Raw genomic sequence first — 14,829 nt, forward strand, 5'->3', positions numbered from 1 at the left:
CACCCGCACCGTCGGCATCGGCGCGGTTTCGGAAGAGCAGAAGCGCTTATTCACACTGGTGCTGAAGGGCATGATCCAGATCAGCACGGCGCGCTTTCCGCAGGGCACGCGGGGCTGCGATCTCGCCCCGCTGGCGCGCATCGCGCTCTGGCGGGCGGGCGTGGCTTTCGGGCACGGAACTGGCCACGGCGTCGGCTCGGATCTTTCCGTGCACGAGGGGCCGCAGCGCATATCGAGGCTTTCGACGCAGGAATTGTTGCCCGGCATGATCCTTTCCAACGAGCCGGGTTATTACCGGCCGGGCAGCTTCGGCATCCGCATCGTAAACCTGATCTATGTGCGCGAGGCGGAGGACATCGATGGCGGCGACATGCCGATGCTGGGCTTCGAGACGCTGACCTTCTGCCCGATCGACCGCACGATCGTTATTCCCGAACTGCTGACGCATGACGAGCTGCGCTGGTTCAACGATTATCACGCCCGCACCCGCGAAGCGCTGATGCCGCTGATCCACGACGCGGACGTCAAAGCCTGGCTGGAAAATGCGACGCTGCCGCTGGAATATTGAGGTTTAAGGCGCCACGCGGCCCTAGAACCCGATCGTGCGGCGCCAGGCCATGACGACAAGCCAGGCTGCGACGAGCATCCAGGTGTGCGACACCCTGAGACCGACGATGAGGGCGACCACAAGCGCCAGCTTGGAATCCCAGCCGCCATCGAAGAAGGCCGGTGCGACGATGGTCGTCAGCACGGCGGCAGGGACGGCGTTGAGGGCTGCCTCCATGCGCGGTGGGATGCGTTTCATCGTGGTGATGAGCACATAACCGCCAATGCGCGTTGCATAGGTCGCAACAGCCGATGCGAGGATCACAAGGACCATCTGGAGATCGAATTCCATGTCAGACCTCGTGCGGTTCGTTTTCGGGTTCGGGCTTAAGCGCGCCAGGCAATGGCAGCAATGCAGCCAAGGTGATGCCGGCCGCAGCACCCAGGCTGACATGCCAGGGTGAGCCGACATAATGGTAGGCGATCGCAGAGGCGACGGCGCTGACGAAGGCGACCGGCAAGAAGTTGTCGCGGTTGCGGAAGCCGAGCACGATACCAAGGAAATAGGCGGGCAGCAGGATATCAAGGCCGATCGCCTTCGGGTCGCCGATGAAGCTGCCGAGCAGCCCGCCGAGAAGGCTGACCAGCACCCAGGGCACGTAGATGATGATGCCGAAGCCGAGATACCAGATGAAGGTGACTGGCTTGCCCTCCTCGCCGCGCTTCACCATCTCGGCAAATTGCGGGTCGACGAGCAGGAAGAAGGTGAAGAACTTCTGCAGCGGCGTGAAATGGCGGACGTAGCGCGCGATCGCCGCCGAATAGAGAACATGGCGGAAATTGACGGCGAGAATAGAGGCGACGATGAGCCAGGCCTGGACGTTGTTTCCGAAAAGCTCGATGCCGACCATCTGGCTGGCACCCGCATAGACCGTGGCGCTCATCAGCGTCAGCTCGCCGAGCGACATGCCATTATCAACGGCAAGCGCGCCGAATAGTGCTGCGAAAGGCGCGGACGCCACGGCGACTGTGAAGCCGCCCCGCAGACCCTCGACGAATTCCGCGCGACTCATCGGCAGTTGTCCTCCTTCAAAAACGAACCTGCTCTATGTGCCCAGCGCCTCCGCCGCAATCGAATTTCCTTGATCGACCGATCGATTTCGCTGAACGGTGGAAATCTCTGACAATGGCAGGAGACGAGACGATGAAGCCGATAGACTTTTCCAAGGACGATAAGGCCGCGCTGATTGCGCGGGTCCAGCACTTCTTCGACAAGGAACTGGATCAGCCGGTCGGCCTGCTCAAGTCGGAACTGGTCCTCGACTTCTTCGCCAAGGAGATCGGCGCCGCCTATTACAAGCAGGGCCTACAGGATGCACATGCGGCGTTTCTGAAGCGTGCCGACGACCTTGCAGACGATATTTACGGGCTGGAGCAGGCGGCGCGGGACTGAGCCTCAGCCGGTGAGAGCCTTTTGGCTGTCGATGATCTCGATGCCGCGTGCGTGCATCTCGTCTATTGCGGCAGCCACCCCTTCCGGCGTGATGCCGCGGCTTGCATCTTCGATGAACCGGACCTTGATCCCGGGCATCATCTCCAGCGCATCGAGCGCCGAGAATTTGACGCAATAGTCTGTCGCCAGGCCGCAGACGTCGAGCTCTGTCACGCCCTGGTCTTCGAGGAAATCGGAAAGCCCGGTCGAGGCATCCCGGTCGTTGTCGCGGAAGGCGGAATAGCTGTCCACCAGCGGATTTTCGCCCTTTTGCTGGATGAGGTCGATCTCTTCGGATTTCAACGCCGGATGCAGTTCCGCGTCGAGGGTGTTCTTGACGCAGTGATCCGGCCACATCATCTGTGGCTTGCCGGAAAGCTCGCCCATTTCGAAAGGCTTCTTGCCCGGATGGGAGGAGGCAAAGCTTCCGTGGCCGGGTGGATGCCAGTCCTGCGAGGCGACGATCAGATCGTATTTGCCGCTGTCGATCAGCTTGTTTGCGACCGGCACCACCTGATCGCCGTGCGGCACCGGAAGATTGCCGCCCGGGCAAAAACCATTCTGAATATCGACCAGCAATAACGCTTTCATCAGGCGACTCCATACGTTTGCGGTGCAGCATGCCAAGCGGATATGCCGCTATCAACTAGTGGATTTGCAGGTGGTCAAGCGCAAGCTTTTTTTGGAGGAAGCGCGGATCGGCCGCGAGTGAGATGGCGCGACGCGGCCTGCCGCGCGCCGCCTCATCGGGTAACGCAGGCCCCAAGCCTATCCCAGCGGCACGGGCGGCGATGCAATGGCCATGTGTTTCGTGGAAGTCGGCCTGGCCGCGCTGCCGGTAGCCCGCCGCTTTGATCCAAGCTTTCGGATGCTGGCGCTCATCGACCATGATGGCCCCAGGGCGCTTGGCGGCGAGTGTTTCGCAAGCGATCCAGACATAGCCGTCGCCGGCGGGAGCGTGAGGCCACGCAAAGCCTGGTCGAGCTGATCCGTGGTACCGGCCGGTGCCCCGCCGCGATGAAGCCAGAGTGTCGTCAGCCTGGCCTTGCTTTCCAGCGCCTGCTCCTCTTCGGGGCCTGCAACCTCGGCGACCACGAGCGCATGGGCGAAAGCCGGTAGTTAGTTCCTCGAGGCGGCGGCCGATCGCGGGAAGGGCGGTCTCGTCGCCGACAAGCAGATACCAGTCGAAGTCGGTCGTGAGATTTTGCAATCCTTGTCTGTACGCCCGGACCGCGAGCGGATTGGACGCCAATCGGCTTATGCGCCCACGGGGCGTGTCTTGGCCGCTGGCGAAAACACGGCCGTCGCGCTAGATTTCTCGTCCGGCCAGGCGAGGAGACCACTATGGCAATCAGCATCGTGCAACTGGGCTCGCCACGAAGCAAGGATGAGGGCTTGCGCATCGGCACCGTGCGCCGCCCGCCGCGCGGCGTGCCGAAGGAGGAGTTTGCGAGCCGTGACTATTACGACGTCTGGCTGCCGATGCTGTCGCCGAGCCAGGAGCTGGTGGCCGAGGCCAAGGCAGCGCAGACCGAAGCCGAGTGGAACGCCTTTTCCCGCGCCTATCTCAAGGAAATGGCCGCACCCGACACCAGTCGGGTCCTCGACACGCTGGCCGCACTCTCGCACACCGCCAACTTCGCCGTCGGCTGCTACTGCGAAAACGAAAGCCGCTGCCACCGCAGCCTGCTGCGCGGGCTGCTTACGGAGCGTGGCGCGCAGCTCAGGGCGAAGGCCAGCGCCTAGAGGGCAGATGCGCTCTCTTGCCGATCCCGGTTATTTCTGCCTTGCTTGGCCACGAATAGCAGCCGGGAGCCAGCCATGACCGAGCCAGGGCCAGAAGAGAAGATCGACGCCACCTTCCGCAACGGCTCGCTGACGGCTGCGGGCATCATTCTCGGCTTTTCGCTGAGCTTCATCAGCCGCTGGGTCTCCAATCCGAACGACTGGAGCCGCATCGACATCCTGCCGATGCTGCTCCTGACCGTCGGCATCGGTCTGCAGGTGAAGGTCTTCGCCGATCTCTTGGCGCGGGATTCGCTGATTGCTGCCAAATACGACCGGGCGCGGCGGCTCTTCCTGATCGGATTGGGCATCGTCGCCATCGGCATCGCGATCGCGCTCGTCAACGATATTCTGGGGATGGGCAAGATGCCGATGCTGGGGTGAGCGGGCATGAATGCCCGCTCCACAAGACGTTCGGCACAGGCTTCTATCCGGCCGTCAGGTTTTGCTTGGGCGCAGCGCCGTCGCGTCGCCATCCGCATGGATGGTTGTAGAGGTCAGGTCCCAACAAGCTTGTTGCAAGCTGCCAGCGCAATGCCCGGATTGCTGAGAACGGCAATCACCAGAGACAGACCAATCACCGATAGTGAATAGCGTTTCATCTCAATCCTCCTATAACAGCCCGAAGGGAGTATGGGGGAGGGAGGGCGGAGGGTGAAGTCACGAATGGGTGAGCTGCTTGACGCCGATGTCGGAATGAGGCCCCAGCCCGTTCGAACAGCGTTTCGAGCTCTCGTCTGCAACGATTGCCGAATGCCGGATACATTCAACCGATGGATGTCGCAGGGATAGAGTGAAATCAAAGTTGCGTGTGACGAATCCGAGACGGCTTTTTCTTCAAGCAATGGGGCGGCATAAACGCGAAAAAAGCCGGCCGTGAATGTCAGGGTCAGACTTCTGACGAGGATGCCGCGCCGCGCAGGCCGGCTCGTCAAACCCGCTCGACAAACCCATCCAACACCCTCTTCTGCCCGGCCCGATCAAAATCGATCGTCAGCTTGTTGCCCTCGATCCCGGTAATGTTCCCATTGCCGAATTTCAGGTGGAAGACGCGGTCGCCCATCTGGAAGCGGGAGGGTTCGGTGGACGTGGATTTGGCGACGAGTTCGCCTTCGATGGTGCGGCCCTTGGGGCCGCTTTCGCCGTAGCCGATACGTTCGACCGCGTGGCCCGAGCGGGTGCCCCAATTGTCGCGGGTGGCGTCGGTCTTGTTGGCTTGGGCGCGTTTCCAGCCGGGGGTGGAATAGGAATTGGCGAAGGGGTCGGCCTTGTCGAAGCGCGACTGGCCGTAGCCGCCGCGGCCGTAACCGCCGTAGCTCTGCTCGACTTCGGCGACTTCGACATGGGTTTCCGGCAGTTCGTCGAGGAACCGCGAGGGGATGGTCGATTGCCAGAGGCCGTGGATCCGGCGGTTGGAGACGAACCAGATGTGGCAGCGGCGCTTGGCCCGGGTGATGCCGACATAGGCGAGGCGGCGCTCCTCCTCAAGCCCGGCGCGGCCGCTTTCGTCGAGCGAGCGCTGATGCGGGAAGAGGCCTTCTTCCCAGCCTGGCAGGAAGACAGTGTCGAATTCCAACCCCTTGGCCGAATGCAGTGTCATGATCGAGACGGCGTCGAGGTCTTCGTTCTGCTCGGCATCCATGACCAGCGCGACGTGCTCCAGGAAGCCACGCAACGACTCGAAGCTCTCCATCGAGCGGATGAGTTCCTTGAGGTTTTCCAGCCGGCCGGGCGCTTCCGCCGTCTTGTCGGCCTTCCACATGTCGGTGTAGCCGGACTCTTCAAGGATTTGCTCGGCAAGTTCGGTATGTGGAGTCGTTTCAAGCCTTTGCTGCCAGTTCCTGAAGCTATGCACCACGTCGAAGAGCGCCTTGCGCGCCTTCGGTTTCAGCTCGTCTGTTTCAATGATGTCGGCGGCTGCGGCGAGCATCGGAATGTCGCGGGCACGGGCGTAGTCGTGCAGCGCGCGCACGGTCGTGTCGCCAAGGCCGCGCTTCGGGGTGTTGATGATGCGCTCGAAGGCCAGGTCGTCGGCGGGCTGGGCGACGAGGCGGAAATAGGCCATGGCATCGCGGATTTCGAGGCGCTCGTAAAAGCGCGGGCCGCCGATGACGCGGTAGTTGAGGCCGAGCGTCACGAAGCGATCTTCGAATTCGCGCATCTGGAAGGAGGCGCGCACCAGGATCGCCATGTCGTTGAGGTTATGTTGCTTGCGCTGCAGGACCTCAATCTCCTCGCCGATGGCGCGGGCTTCCTCTTCGCTGTCCCAGGAGGCATGCACCTGCACCTTGGCGTCTTCCGGATCGACGCGGTCGGTGAACAGCGTCTTGCCGAGCCGGCCCTCGTTGTGCGCGATTAGATGCGCGGCGGCGCCGAGGATGTGTTCGGTCGAGCGGTAGTTGCGCTCCAGCTTGATGACCTTGGCACCCGGGAAATCTTTCTCGAAGCGCAGGATATTGTCCACTTCCGCGCCACGCCAGCCATAGATCGACTGGTCGTCGTCGCCGACGCAGCAGATGTTGATCGTGGTGTCTCTGATCTCCCCTCTTGTGGGGAAGATATCGGGCGAGCCGACAGAGGCGGGTGTACTCGCGCCGCTGTCGGAGGGGATATCGCCCTCTGCCCTGCCGGGCATTGCTCCCACGAGGGGGGAGGTCGACTTGCGGCTCGGCCGCTGCGCCAACAGCCGCAGCCACATGTACTGCGCAGTGTTGGTATCCTGGTATTCGTCGACGAGGATATAGCGGAAGCGCTGGTGGTATTCCTTGAGCAAATCCGGGTTTTTGCGGAAGATGGCAATGGGATGCATCAGCAGATCGCCAAAATCGCAGGCGTTCAAGGTCATCAATCGCGCCTGGTAGGCGAAGTAGAGTTCCCGGCCCTTGCCGTTGGCAAAAGCGCGGGCGTCGCCTTCGGGAATGTCGGCGGGGCTAAGGCCCTTGTTCTTCCACGTATCGATCATGCCGGCGAATTGCTTGGCCGGCCAGCGCTTGTCGTCGAGGCCCTCGGCCTGGATCAGCTGCTTGACGAGGCGCACGACGTCGTCGGTATCGAGGATGGTGAAATCGGACCGCAGGCTGACGAGCTCGGCGTGGCGGCGAAGCAGCTTGACGCCGATCGAGTGAAAGGTGCCGAGCCAGGGCATGCCTTCGACGGCGCCGCCGACGAGTAGCGCGATGCGTTCCTTCATTTCGCGCGCCGCCTTGTTGGTGAAGGTGACGGCGAGGATCTGCGAGGGAAAGGCGCGCCCGGTGCTCAAGATATGCGCGATGCGGGTCGTCAGCACGCGAGTCTTGCCAGTGCCGGCTCCCGCCAGCACAAGCACCGGGCCTTCCAGCGTTTCGACCGCTTCGGTCTGTTCGGGGTTCAGGCCTGCGAGGTAGTCCGGCCGCTTGCCGCCGTCGCGGGCAGCCATGGCGCGGGCGGCGATCCCTCCGGCTGCAGGGGCGGGCGCCTGCGGCTTGCGCGGCGCTTCGCCCGGTTCTTCGTCGAAGAAGGGGATATCGTCGAAACTATTGCTCATGGCGCGTAATGTAGTGATTCGGGATGGAAAGGCCAGAAAAGATGTTCTTGGTTCATTCCAGCGCCTCCAGGACGAATCCGACCGTTGCCGGCGCGGCGCATTTGGGGCGGCGGCAGATGCCCAAAGTAGCAATTGGCAATTCGAGCCGGAAATACGCCTCCGCTCAAGCAAAAGTGACCTGTTTTCGCAAGGATGGAGATTACAATTCTGTAATGACTGGCGCGTGCGCTTGATGGCCGCTTGTAAAGGGGCGATATTGCCGCAGTCAGGTGGGGAATATGTCTAAAGGCGCTCTTTTCGATCGTCCCAGGTCTGACCCCTTGGTCCCTCCGGAGACGTGAATGGCTTTTTGGAAGCAGTTTGTTCTTTCTCTTATCGTTATTGCGGCCGGCTTTGCCGGATGGATTTTTCTTGTGCCGGGTGCGGCTGATGTTTTGAGAAATGCCGGCGTCCCGGAAAACATTGTCGCCAAGGTGGCTCCTGCCGTGGAGTCCGGTGGCGGTGGGTCGGGGCAAGGCGAGGGCGCCCAGGGCGGCGGAGGACGCAATGGCGGCGGGCGCAACAGTGCCGTTCTAGTCGTGACCCAGGCCGTCGTGCAGGGCGTGGTCAACGACCGGCTGAACGCGATCGGCACAGGCGACGCGATCCGCTCGGTGGTGGTGACGCCCCAGGCAATGGGCACGATCCGTGAAATCCTCATCAAGTCCGGGGACAAGGTCAAGCAGGGTCAGGTGCTTGCCAAGCTCGACAGCGAGGAGCAGGTGATCGCCAAGGGGCAGGCCGAAGTGGCGCTGAAGAGTGCGATCGAGAAATCCAATCTCTATCACAACATCAAATCCAGCGTTGCGCGCATGGACGTATTCGATGCCGAGATTGCCGAGCAGGGCGCGCGGCTGCAGCTGCAGGCCGCCGAGCTCAATCTCACCCGGCGCAACATCGTGGCGCCGATCGATGGCATCGTCGGCATCGTCCCAGTCAACATCGGCGACAACGTGACCACCAGCACGCCGATCGTGACGCTCGACGACCGCTCGGAAATCCTGGTCGACTACTGGGTGCCGGAGCGCTTCGCCAATACGGTTTCCGTCGGCCAACCGGTCGAGGTAACGTCGGTCGCGCGGCCGGGGCAGGTGTTCACCGGAGTCGTCCAGGCAGTCGACAACCGCATCGACGCGGCCAGCCGGACGCTGCGCATCCGCGCCAAGATCGACAACCGCGCCGACGAGCTTCGCGCCGGCATGTCCTTCAATGTCAGCATGAAGTTCGCAGGCGAGAAATATCCTGCGGTCGATCCGGTTTCCGTTCAGTGGGATTCTCACGGCTCTTTCGTCTGGCAGGTGGTCGAGGCCAAGTCGCACAAGGTGCGCGTCAGCATCGTGCAACGCAATCCGGATTTCGTGCTCGTGAAAGCCGGCATCAAGGATGGGGACGCCATCGTGACGCAGGGTCTGCAGCGCGTCCGCGAGGGCGGGCCGGTGCGGACCGGCAATGAACTGGCATCGAACGACGGGGTCGCGACACAATGAACGTGACCGTCACCGAACTTCCAGAGAGAGCCTCCGGCAAGCAGACCTTTACGGCACTCTTCGTGCGGCGCCCGATCCTGGCGCTGGTTTTCAATACGCTGATGGTGGTGGCGGGTCTTGCTGCCTATGCCGGGGTCGAAGTGCGCGAACTGCCGGATGTCGACCGCCCGGTCGTGACCGTGCGCACCATGTTCGACGGCGCTGCACCGCAGACGATCGATCAAGAGCTGACGAAGGTCATCGAAGGCGCAGTTGCGCGCGTCAGCGGGCTGAAATCGATCTCCTCGCAATCGCAGTTCGGCCAAAGCCGGGTGACGCTGGAGTTTTCCGATACCGTCGATCTCGCCGTCGCCGCAAACGACGTGCGCGATGCGATCGGGCGCATCATGGAGCAGCTTCCGGACGATGCCGACGCCCCGCAGATCGTCAAGGCGGATGCGGATTCACAGCCGATCATGCGTCTTGCGGTCACCTCGACCAAGCTCAACATGGATGACCTGACGCTCCTCGTCGAAAACGAGATCGTCGACCGGCTGGCCTCCGTCGATGGCGTTGCCGATGTCGAGCAATATGGCGACCAGGAAAAGATCTTTCGGGTCGATGTCGATCAGGGGGCTCTTGCAAGCCGCGGGCTGACGGTCGGCGATCTGACGGAGGCGCTCGACAACTCCGCCCTCGACGTTCCTGCCGGATCGCTGAAGAGCACGACACAGGACATCGTGGTGCGCGCCACGGCGAGCCTGCAGAAGCCGGAGGATTTCGCCAATGTCATCCTGCAGGACCGCGTGCGTCTCGGCGATGTCGCGACGGTGACGCTCGGGCCGCGCGACGGCGATACGGCGCTGCGATCCAATGGCAAGCGCGGCATCGGCCTCGGCGTCATCCGCCAGGCGCAATCGAATACGCTCAATATTTCGAGCGGCATCAAGACGGTGGTCGAGCAGCTTTCGAAGACGCTGCCGGAAGGCACGAAGATCGCGATCACCAGCGACGACGCCGTGTTCATCCAGGGAGCGATCCACGAGGTTGTGCTGGCGCTGATCCTCGCCGGCGTCATCGTCACCGGCGTCATCTACCTCTTCCTGCGAGACTGGCGGGCAACCTTGATCCCCGCAGTCAGCATGCCGGTGGCTTTGATCGGCACGCTGACTGCGATCTATCTCGTGGGCTTTTCGATCAATATCCTGACGCTGCTCGCCATCGTCCTGGCGACAGGTCTGGTCGTCGACGATGCGATCGTGGTGCTCGAGAACATCGTGCGCCGGCGCGCCGAAGGCATGGGGCCGCGGGCGGCCGCCGTCCTCGGCACGCGCGAGGTCTTCTTCGCAGTCATCGCGACCACGGCAACTCTTGCCGCCGTCTTCATTCCGCTGTCATTCCTGCCGGGGCAGGTGGGCGGTCTCTTCCGGGAGTTCGGCTTCGTGCTGGCCTTCTCGGTCGGTCTGTCGTCGATCGTCGCGTTGACGCTTTGTCCGATGCTCGCCTCGCGCATGCTGACGAAGCCGATGCTGGAGGATCATGGCGCGCTCGGCCACTTCGGCGAGGCGTTTGCGCGCGTCTATCAATGGAGCCTGCAGCGTTGCCTCAACGCGCCCCTGGTCGTCATTGTCGCGTCGGTTTTATTTGCCGGGGCGGCGCTTGTCGCCTTCTCGACCGTCAAGAGCGAGCTTACGCCGAACGAGGACCGCGCCATGGTGATGATGCGGCTCACCGCGCCGCAGGGATCGAGCCTCGAATATACGCGCGACAAGCTGCAGCTCGTCGAAGAATACCTGCAGCCGCTGGTCGACCGCAGCGACATCAGGAACGTCTTTTCGATCTCCGGCCAGGGCGGCTCGGCCAATAGCGGCTTCATGGTGCTGACGCTGGCACCCTGGGGCGAGCGCGACCGCACGCAGGCGGAGATCGTCCAGGACATCAACCGGGCGGCCTCGCGCGTTCCCGCTCTTCGCGGCAATGCGATATCTTCGAACAGCCTGCGCATTCGCGGCGCCGGCAGCGGCCTGCAGATGGCGCTCGTCGGCAATGACTACGACCGCCTGACGACTGCCGCCGTCGAGCTGGTAGAGGCGCTGAATGCGACCGGGCGGTATGATACGCCGCGCCTGACCAACGAGCCGACGCAGGCGCAGGTCTCCGTCACGATCGACCGCGAGCGGGCTTCCGATCTCGGCATCGATATCACCGGGCTTTCGACGGCGATGCAGTCGCTGCTCGAGGGACGCTCCGTCGTCGACGTCTTCGTCAATGGCGATGCCTATCCGGTTCTGCTCACGTCGACCATGCGGCCGATCGATGATCCGACGGATCTCGAAAACGTCTTCCTGAAGACCGGCGAGGGCAAGATCGTACCGATGTCGGTCATCGCTTCGATGAAGGAAGGCGCGGTTGCGCCGCAGCTGAACCGTGAATCGCAACTCGCATCCGTCGCGATCACGGCAGGCCTCAAGGAGGGCATGTCGCTCGGCGATGCCGTCAAGCAGGTGACGGAACTTGCCGAGCCGATCCTGCCGCCAGGGGCGCGTCTTATTCCGCTTGCCGAAGCGGCAACACTCGAAGAGAACTCCACCGGCATGGCACTCACTTTCGGCTTTGCGATCGTGATCATCTTCCTGGTGCTGGCGGCGCAGTTCGAAAGCGTGCTGTCCTCGCTGATCATCATGTCGACCGTGCCGCTTGGGCTTGCTTGCGCCGTCTTCGCGCTCATTATCACGGGATCGAGCCTCAACATCTACAGCCAGATCGGCCTCGTGCTGCTCGTCGGCGTCATGGCGAAGAACGGAATCTTGATCGTCGAGTTCGCCAACCAGCTCCGCGACCGCGGGGTAGAAGTGCGCGAGGCGATCGAACGCGCCTGTGCATTGCGGCTGCGCCCGGTGATGATGACGATGATCGCCACCATCCTCGGCGGCGTTCCGCTGGTCTTTGCGCATGGCGCAGGCGCGGAAGCGCGTATCGCGCTCGGATGGGTGATCGTCGGCGGACTGGGTTTCGCAACGCTGGTCACGCTCCTTATCACGCCGGTCGCCTATCTGCTGGTGGCGCGCTTTGCCAAGCCGCATGCGCATGAGGAAGCCCGTTTGCACGAGGAGATGGCGATTGCGGCGCGGCCGAAACCGGTGCCCGATCCCAAGCACCTGCAGGCCGCGGAGTAGATTTCACGGCGTCTGCTTAAAACGTCGCCGCCTCCCATCGCGGCGGCGTGTTCGTGGTCAATGAAGGTTGCAAAACAGAATAAATTTCTTCTGAACGTTAGATGTTTCTTAAGCGTAAAACGCAATGATCTACCCGTAACCGATCCGATGCCTCAGCGTTTCGGAGGCTTGCCCACCCGCTGATTTCAGCGCCCGAACATGACGTTTCGCGGACACGGTTCGCTGTTTGTAAGTAGCATGTAGTTGTGTTCGGAGTTCTGTTCCCGTGAGTATTTTTCAACGCACATCTGTCGATGCGGCGCTGCATACGCTTCGTGATATCAACCACAGCCTGACGCGGACGCAGAACCGCGTCTCGTCCGGCCTTCGGGTCGAACAGGCCCGCGACAACGCCGCCTACTGGTCGGTGGCGACGACGGCCCGCTCCGACAATAAAGCGCATGCTGCCATTCAGGATGCGCTCGGCATGGCGGCCGCCACAATGGGTACGGCCTATACGGGCGTTGCCCGCGCCGTTGACGTCGTCTCCGAAATCAAGGCCAAACTTGTCGCTGCGACCGAACAGGGCGTCGACAAGGAAAAGATCAATGAGGAGCTGACGCAGCTGAAGGGACAGTTGCGCTCCGTCGCCGAAGCGGCGGCCTTCAACAGCGACAACTGGGTCGTCCTGACGGATGAGGACAATCCCACCGAGCCGAAGCAGATTCCGGCGTCCTATATCCGCAATGCCGACGGCACGGTCGCCGTCGGCACGCTGACCTATCATATCGACCTGCCGTCGACGGGCGTCACCACATCGAAGGATGCCCGCTACCTCGTCGACGACCGTTCGGGCGGGAGCGGCGAATACGGCGCTCTGACGTCATCCTATTTCGCGACGGAAATGGGCGCTTCGCAGAATTACGTCATGATTTTGAGCAAGGCCGGCAATACCGCCGGACAAGCGGAGATCGGGCTTTCATCCTCGACGACAAAAAATCAGGTAAATGAGATGATCAGCGTAGTGGACGCCATTCTCAGGCAGACGACCACCGTGGGCTCGGCTTTTGGTGCCCTGGAAAAACGCATCGAGCTGCAGGACGAGTTCGCGAAAACGCTTTTCGACGCCTACAGCTCAGGCATCGGGCGTCTGGTCGATGCCGATATGGAAGAGGAGTCGAGCAAGCTCACGGCGTTGCAGACGCAGCGGCAGCTCGGCCTGCAGGCGCTCTCGATCGCCAATGCCAGCTACGACACCGTAAGACAGCTCTTCCAGGCCTTCTAAACGCATGCGGGCCCGCCTGTCTCGATATTATCGAGCCTGTCGAGACCGCTGTGGCAAATTGGCGATATCTTCGGGATTTGTGCAAGCGAGACGTGTCCATTCGACTGATTTTGTTTTATCGGAGGGGACGCGTTCATCTTGTTGCCGCATTCCATAATATTTGCTCGGGCCAGCTTCGAACGGAGAGCTTTCTGTCCATGATCAAGAAATTCGTACTTCTGGCGATGGCCGCCAGCTACCTGACCGCCTGCACCACGACCGACCCCTATACGGGCGAGCAGAAAATGTCGAACACCGCAGGCGGGGCAATGCTCGGAGCTGTCGGCGGAGCGCTTGCGGGTGCCGCCCTTGGCGGGCGCGGGCACGGCGCGCGCAATGCGGCGCTGATCGGCGCGGGCCTCGGCGCGCTCGCAGGCGGCGCGATCGGCAACTACATGGACCAGCAGGAAGCGGAACTCCGCGCCCAGCTCCAGGGTACCGGCATTTCGGTGACGCGTAACGGCGACAACATCATCCTGAACATGCCGTCGAACATCACCTTCGACATCGACCAGGACGCCGTGAAGCCGGGCTTCTATCCGACGCTGAACTCGGTAGCGGTCGTGCTCAGGAAGTTCAACCGCACATTGATCGATGTCAACGGCCATACCGATTCCACCGGCAGCATCCAGCATAACCAGGATCTGTCGCAGCGCCGCGCCCTTTCGGTTGCCGGTTATCTCGGCGGACAAGGTATCGACCAGCGTCGCGTCTCCGCCGCCGGCTTTGGCCCGTCGCAACCGGTCGCGTCAAACGCGACGGAGGCTGGCCGCGCCCAGAACCGCCGCGTCGAGATTCAGATCGCGCCGATCACCCAGAGCTGAGCTGCGCCACATTTATCAAAAACGGCCGGGTCATCGCCGGCCGTCTTTCGTTTCAGGCATGCATCGTCGCGCCCTTAGTGATTTTGTCGACGATCTTCCTGCCGGCGCGCAGAGCGACGCCCACGACCTTTGCGTCTTCCGGCGCGTATTCGGCAAATACGGCGCGATTGGCGGCGTCATGGCCGGTTGCAAACATCTCCTCGATGAACAGCGAGGATGGAATCTCGCGTTCCAGCACGCGGCGATGTATCGCTGAAATCGTCGCCTCGTCGGCCGATAGCACGATGATCGGCTGGACTGACATGGCATTGTAGGTGTTGCCGGCGCGGTCCCTGTAGGCCTCGCCGATGATCGCGGAATCTTGCCCGGCGATGCCGCTCATCAAAAAGGCGGTTACATTGAGCTTCTGCCATGACGCAAGATTGTTTCGCAGAACGATCGCAATTTTGGTATCAAACATTCCAGTCTCTTTCATGCGGTTTCGAGGTCGCGTTGAGCCAGAATGTAACGCCGCAGGTTTTCGAAGGTCTTGAACGTTTGTGCGTGCCGCAGGGCGGCGACGGCATTGTGGCAGCGCCAGCCTTTCCCGGGATCGAGCGCATCGAGGCGAAATTCAGCGGAAATGCCTTCGAGCCGCACCGGCACGACACCTATGGGCTCGGTGTGACGCTGAAG

14 protein-coding genes and 2 pseudogenes are annotated in these 14,829 nt (G+C 62.1%); 9 read left to right on the plus strand and 7 right to left on the minus strand.

Annotated elements, in window-relative coordinates; translation table 11 throughout:
* On the plus strand, positions 1–568 hold a 568-nt coding region (locus C9413_RS14900; RefSeq protein WP_170250597.1), incomplete at its 5' end, for a M24 family metallopeptidase.
* 21 nt (positions 569–589) lie between these two features.
* On the opposite strand, the gene C9413_RS14905 is transcribed toward C9413_RS14900, so the two are convergent.
* Complete coding sequence (locus C9413_RS14905; protein ID WP_039845329.1) at positions 590–898, minus strand: AzlD family protein; 309 nt, start codon at positions 896–898, stop codon at positions 590–592.
* A 1-nt stretch (position 899) separates the two neighbouring features.
* Positions 900–1,619, minus strand: coding sequence for an AzlC family ABC transporter permease (locus C9413_RS14910; protein ID WP_039845328.1), 720 nt, complete (start codon positions 1,617–1,619; stop codon positions 900–902).
* Positions 1,620–1,750: 131 nt separating this feature from the next.
* Here C9413_RS14910 and C9413_RS14915 point away from each other — a divergent pair, with 131 nt between their 5' ends.
* Positions 1,751–1,999, plus strand: coding sequence for a DUF2164 domain-containing protein (locus C9413_RS14915; protein WP_039846831.1), 249 nt, complete (start codon positions 1,751–1,753; stop codon positions 1,997–1,999).
* A 3-nt stretch (positions 2,000–2,002) separates the two neighbouring features.
* Here C9413_RS14915 and pncA read toward each other — a convergent pair whose 3' ends face one another.
* Positions 2,003–2,629, minus strand: coding sequence for a bifunctional nicotinamidase/pyrazinamidase (gene pncA, locus C9413_RS14920; RefSeq protein WP_039845327.1), 627 nt, complete (start codon positions 2,627–2,629; stop codon positions 2,003–2,005).
* Between the two features lie 55 nt (positions 2,630–2,684).
* On the minus strand, positions 2,685–2,927 hold the full coding sequence (locus C9413_RS33300) for a hypothetical protein (protein ID WP_039845326.1): 243 nt from the start codon (positions 2,925–2,927) through the stop codon (positions 2,685–2,687).
* 455 nt (positions 2,928–3,382) lie between these two features.
* Between C9413_RS33300 and C9413_RS14930 the strand changes: the two genes are divergently transcribed.
* Positions 3,383–3,784 carry a DUF488 family protein gene (locus C9413_RS14930; protein ID WP_039845325.1) on the plus strand — a complete coding sequence of 134 codons (402 nt, stop codon included), beginning with the start codon at positions 3,383–3,385 and terminating at the stop codon, positions 3,782–3,784.
* Positions 3,785–3,859: 75 nt separating this feature from the next.
* Entirely contained in the window at positions 3,860–4,207 is a 348-nt protein-coding gene (locus C9413_RS14935) for a hypothetical protein (RefSeq protein WP_039845324.1), read from the plus strand.
* Between the two features lie 547 nt (positions 4,208–4,754).
* On the opposite strand, the pseudogene C9413_RS34460 reads toward C9413_RS14935, so the two are convergent.
* Positions 4,755–6,344: pseudogene (locus C9413_RS34460) on the minus strand (3'-5' exonuclease); the annotation flags it as partial.
* A 147-nt stretch (positions 6,345–6,491) separates the two neighbouring features.
* Positions 6,492–7,346 (minus strand): annotated as a pseudogene (locus C9413_RS34465) (UvrD-helicase domain-containing protein); the annotation flags it as partial.
* Positions 7,347–7,687: 341 nt separating this feature from the next.
* On the opposite strand from C9413_RS34465, the gene C9413_RS14950 reads away from it, so the two are divergent.
* From C9413_RS14950 to C9413_RS14965, 4 genes are all read left to right on the plus strand, one after another.
* Positions 7,688–8,872, plus strand: coding sequence for an efflux RND transporter periplasmic adaptor subunit (locus C9413_RS14950; protein ID WP_039845322.1), 1,185 nt, complete (start codon positions 7,688–7,690; stop codon positions 8,870–8,872).
* A 2-nt stretch (positions 8,873–8,874) separates the two neighbouring features.
* The gene (locus C9413_RS14955) at positions 8,875–12,027 is read left to right on the plus strand and encodes an efflux RND transporter permease subunit (RefSeq protein WP_039846830.1); all 3,153 of its coding nucleotides are present in this window, start codon (positions 8,875–8,877) and stop codon (positions 12,025–12,027) included.
* A gap of 265 nt (positions 12,028–12,292) precedes the next feature.
* Positions 12,293–13,291: a flagellin gene (locus tag C9413_RS14960; protein ID WP_039845321.1), complete on the plus strand. Its 999-nt coding sequence runs from the start codon at positions 12,293–12,295 to the stop codon at positions 13,289–13,291.
* A gap of 197 nt (positions 13,292–13,488) precedes the next feature.
* Positions 13,489–14,154 (plus strand): OmpA family protein, encoded by a 666-nt coding sequence (locus C9413_RS14965; protein ID WP_170250598.1) that lies wholly within the window; start codon positions 13,489–13,491, stop codon positions 14,152–14,154.
* A 52-nt stretch (positions 14,155–14,206) separates the two neighbouring features.
* Here C9413_RS14965 and C9413_RS14970 read toward each other — a convergent pair whose 3' ends face one another.
* Complete coding sequence (locus C9413_RS14970) at positions 14,207–14,614, minus strand: DUF2000 family protein (RefSeq protein ID WP_039845319.1); 408 nt, start codon at positions 14,612–14,614, stop codon at positions 14,207–14,209.
* 32 nt (positions 14,615–14,646) lie between these two features.
* Between C9413_RS14970 and C9413_RS14975 the strand changes: the two genes are divergently transcribed.
* On the plus strand, positions 14,647–14,829 hold a 183-nt coding region (locus C9413_RS14975), incomplete at its 3' end, for an AraC family ligand binding domain-containing protein (RefSeq protein WP_348648777.1).

It is taken from the genome of Rhizobium sp. SEMIA 4085 (genome assembly GCF_013004495.1).
GTDB lineage: Bacteria > Pseudomonadota > Alphaproteobacteria > Rhizobiales > Rhizobiaceae > Rhizobium > Rhizobium gallicum.

Bases quoted from the DNA above. Each gene is read 5' to 3' on its own strand.
- C9413_RS14935 (WP_039845324.1), top strand. From the start codon at position 3,860: ATGACCGAGCCAGGGCCAGAAGAGAAGATCGACGCCACCTTCCGCAAC.
- C9413_RS14930 (WP_039845325.1), top strand. From the start codon at position 3,383: ATGGCAATCAGCATCGTGCAACTGGGCTCGCCACGAAGCAAGGATGAG.
- C9413_RS14910 (WP_039845328.1), bottom strand. From the start codon at position 1,619: ATGAGTCGCGCGGAATTCGTCGAGGGTCTGCGGGGCGGCTTCACAGTC.
- C9413_RS14970 (WP_039845319.1), bottom strand. From the start codon at position 14,614: ATGTTTGATACCAAAATTGCGATCGTTCTGCGAAACAATCTTGCGTCA.
- C9413_RS14965 (WP_170250598.1), top strand. From the start codon at position 13,489: ATGATCAAGAAATTCGTACTTCTGGCGATGGCCGCCAGCTACCTGACC.
- C9413_RS14950 (WP_039845322.1), top strand. From the start codon at position 7,688: ATGGCTTTTTGGAAGCAGTTTGTTCTTTCTCTTATCGTTATTGCGGCC.
- C9413_RS14905 (WP_039845329.1), bottom strand. From the start codon at position 898: ATGGAATTCGATCTCCAGATGGTCCTTGTGATCCTCGCATCGGCTGTT.
- C9413_RS14915 (WP_039846831.1), top strand. From the start codon at position 1,751: ATGAAGCCGATAGACTTTTCCAAGGACGATAAGGCCGCGCTGATTGCG.
- pncA (WP_039845327.1), bottom strand. From the start codon at position 2,629: ATGAAAGCGTTATTGCTGGTCGATATTCAGAATGGTTTTTGCCCGGGC.
- C9413_RS33300 (WP_039845326.1), bottom strand. From the start codon at position 2,927: ATGGTCGATGAGCGCCAGCATCCGAAAGCTTGGATCAAAGCGGCGGGC.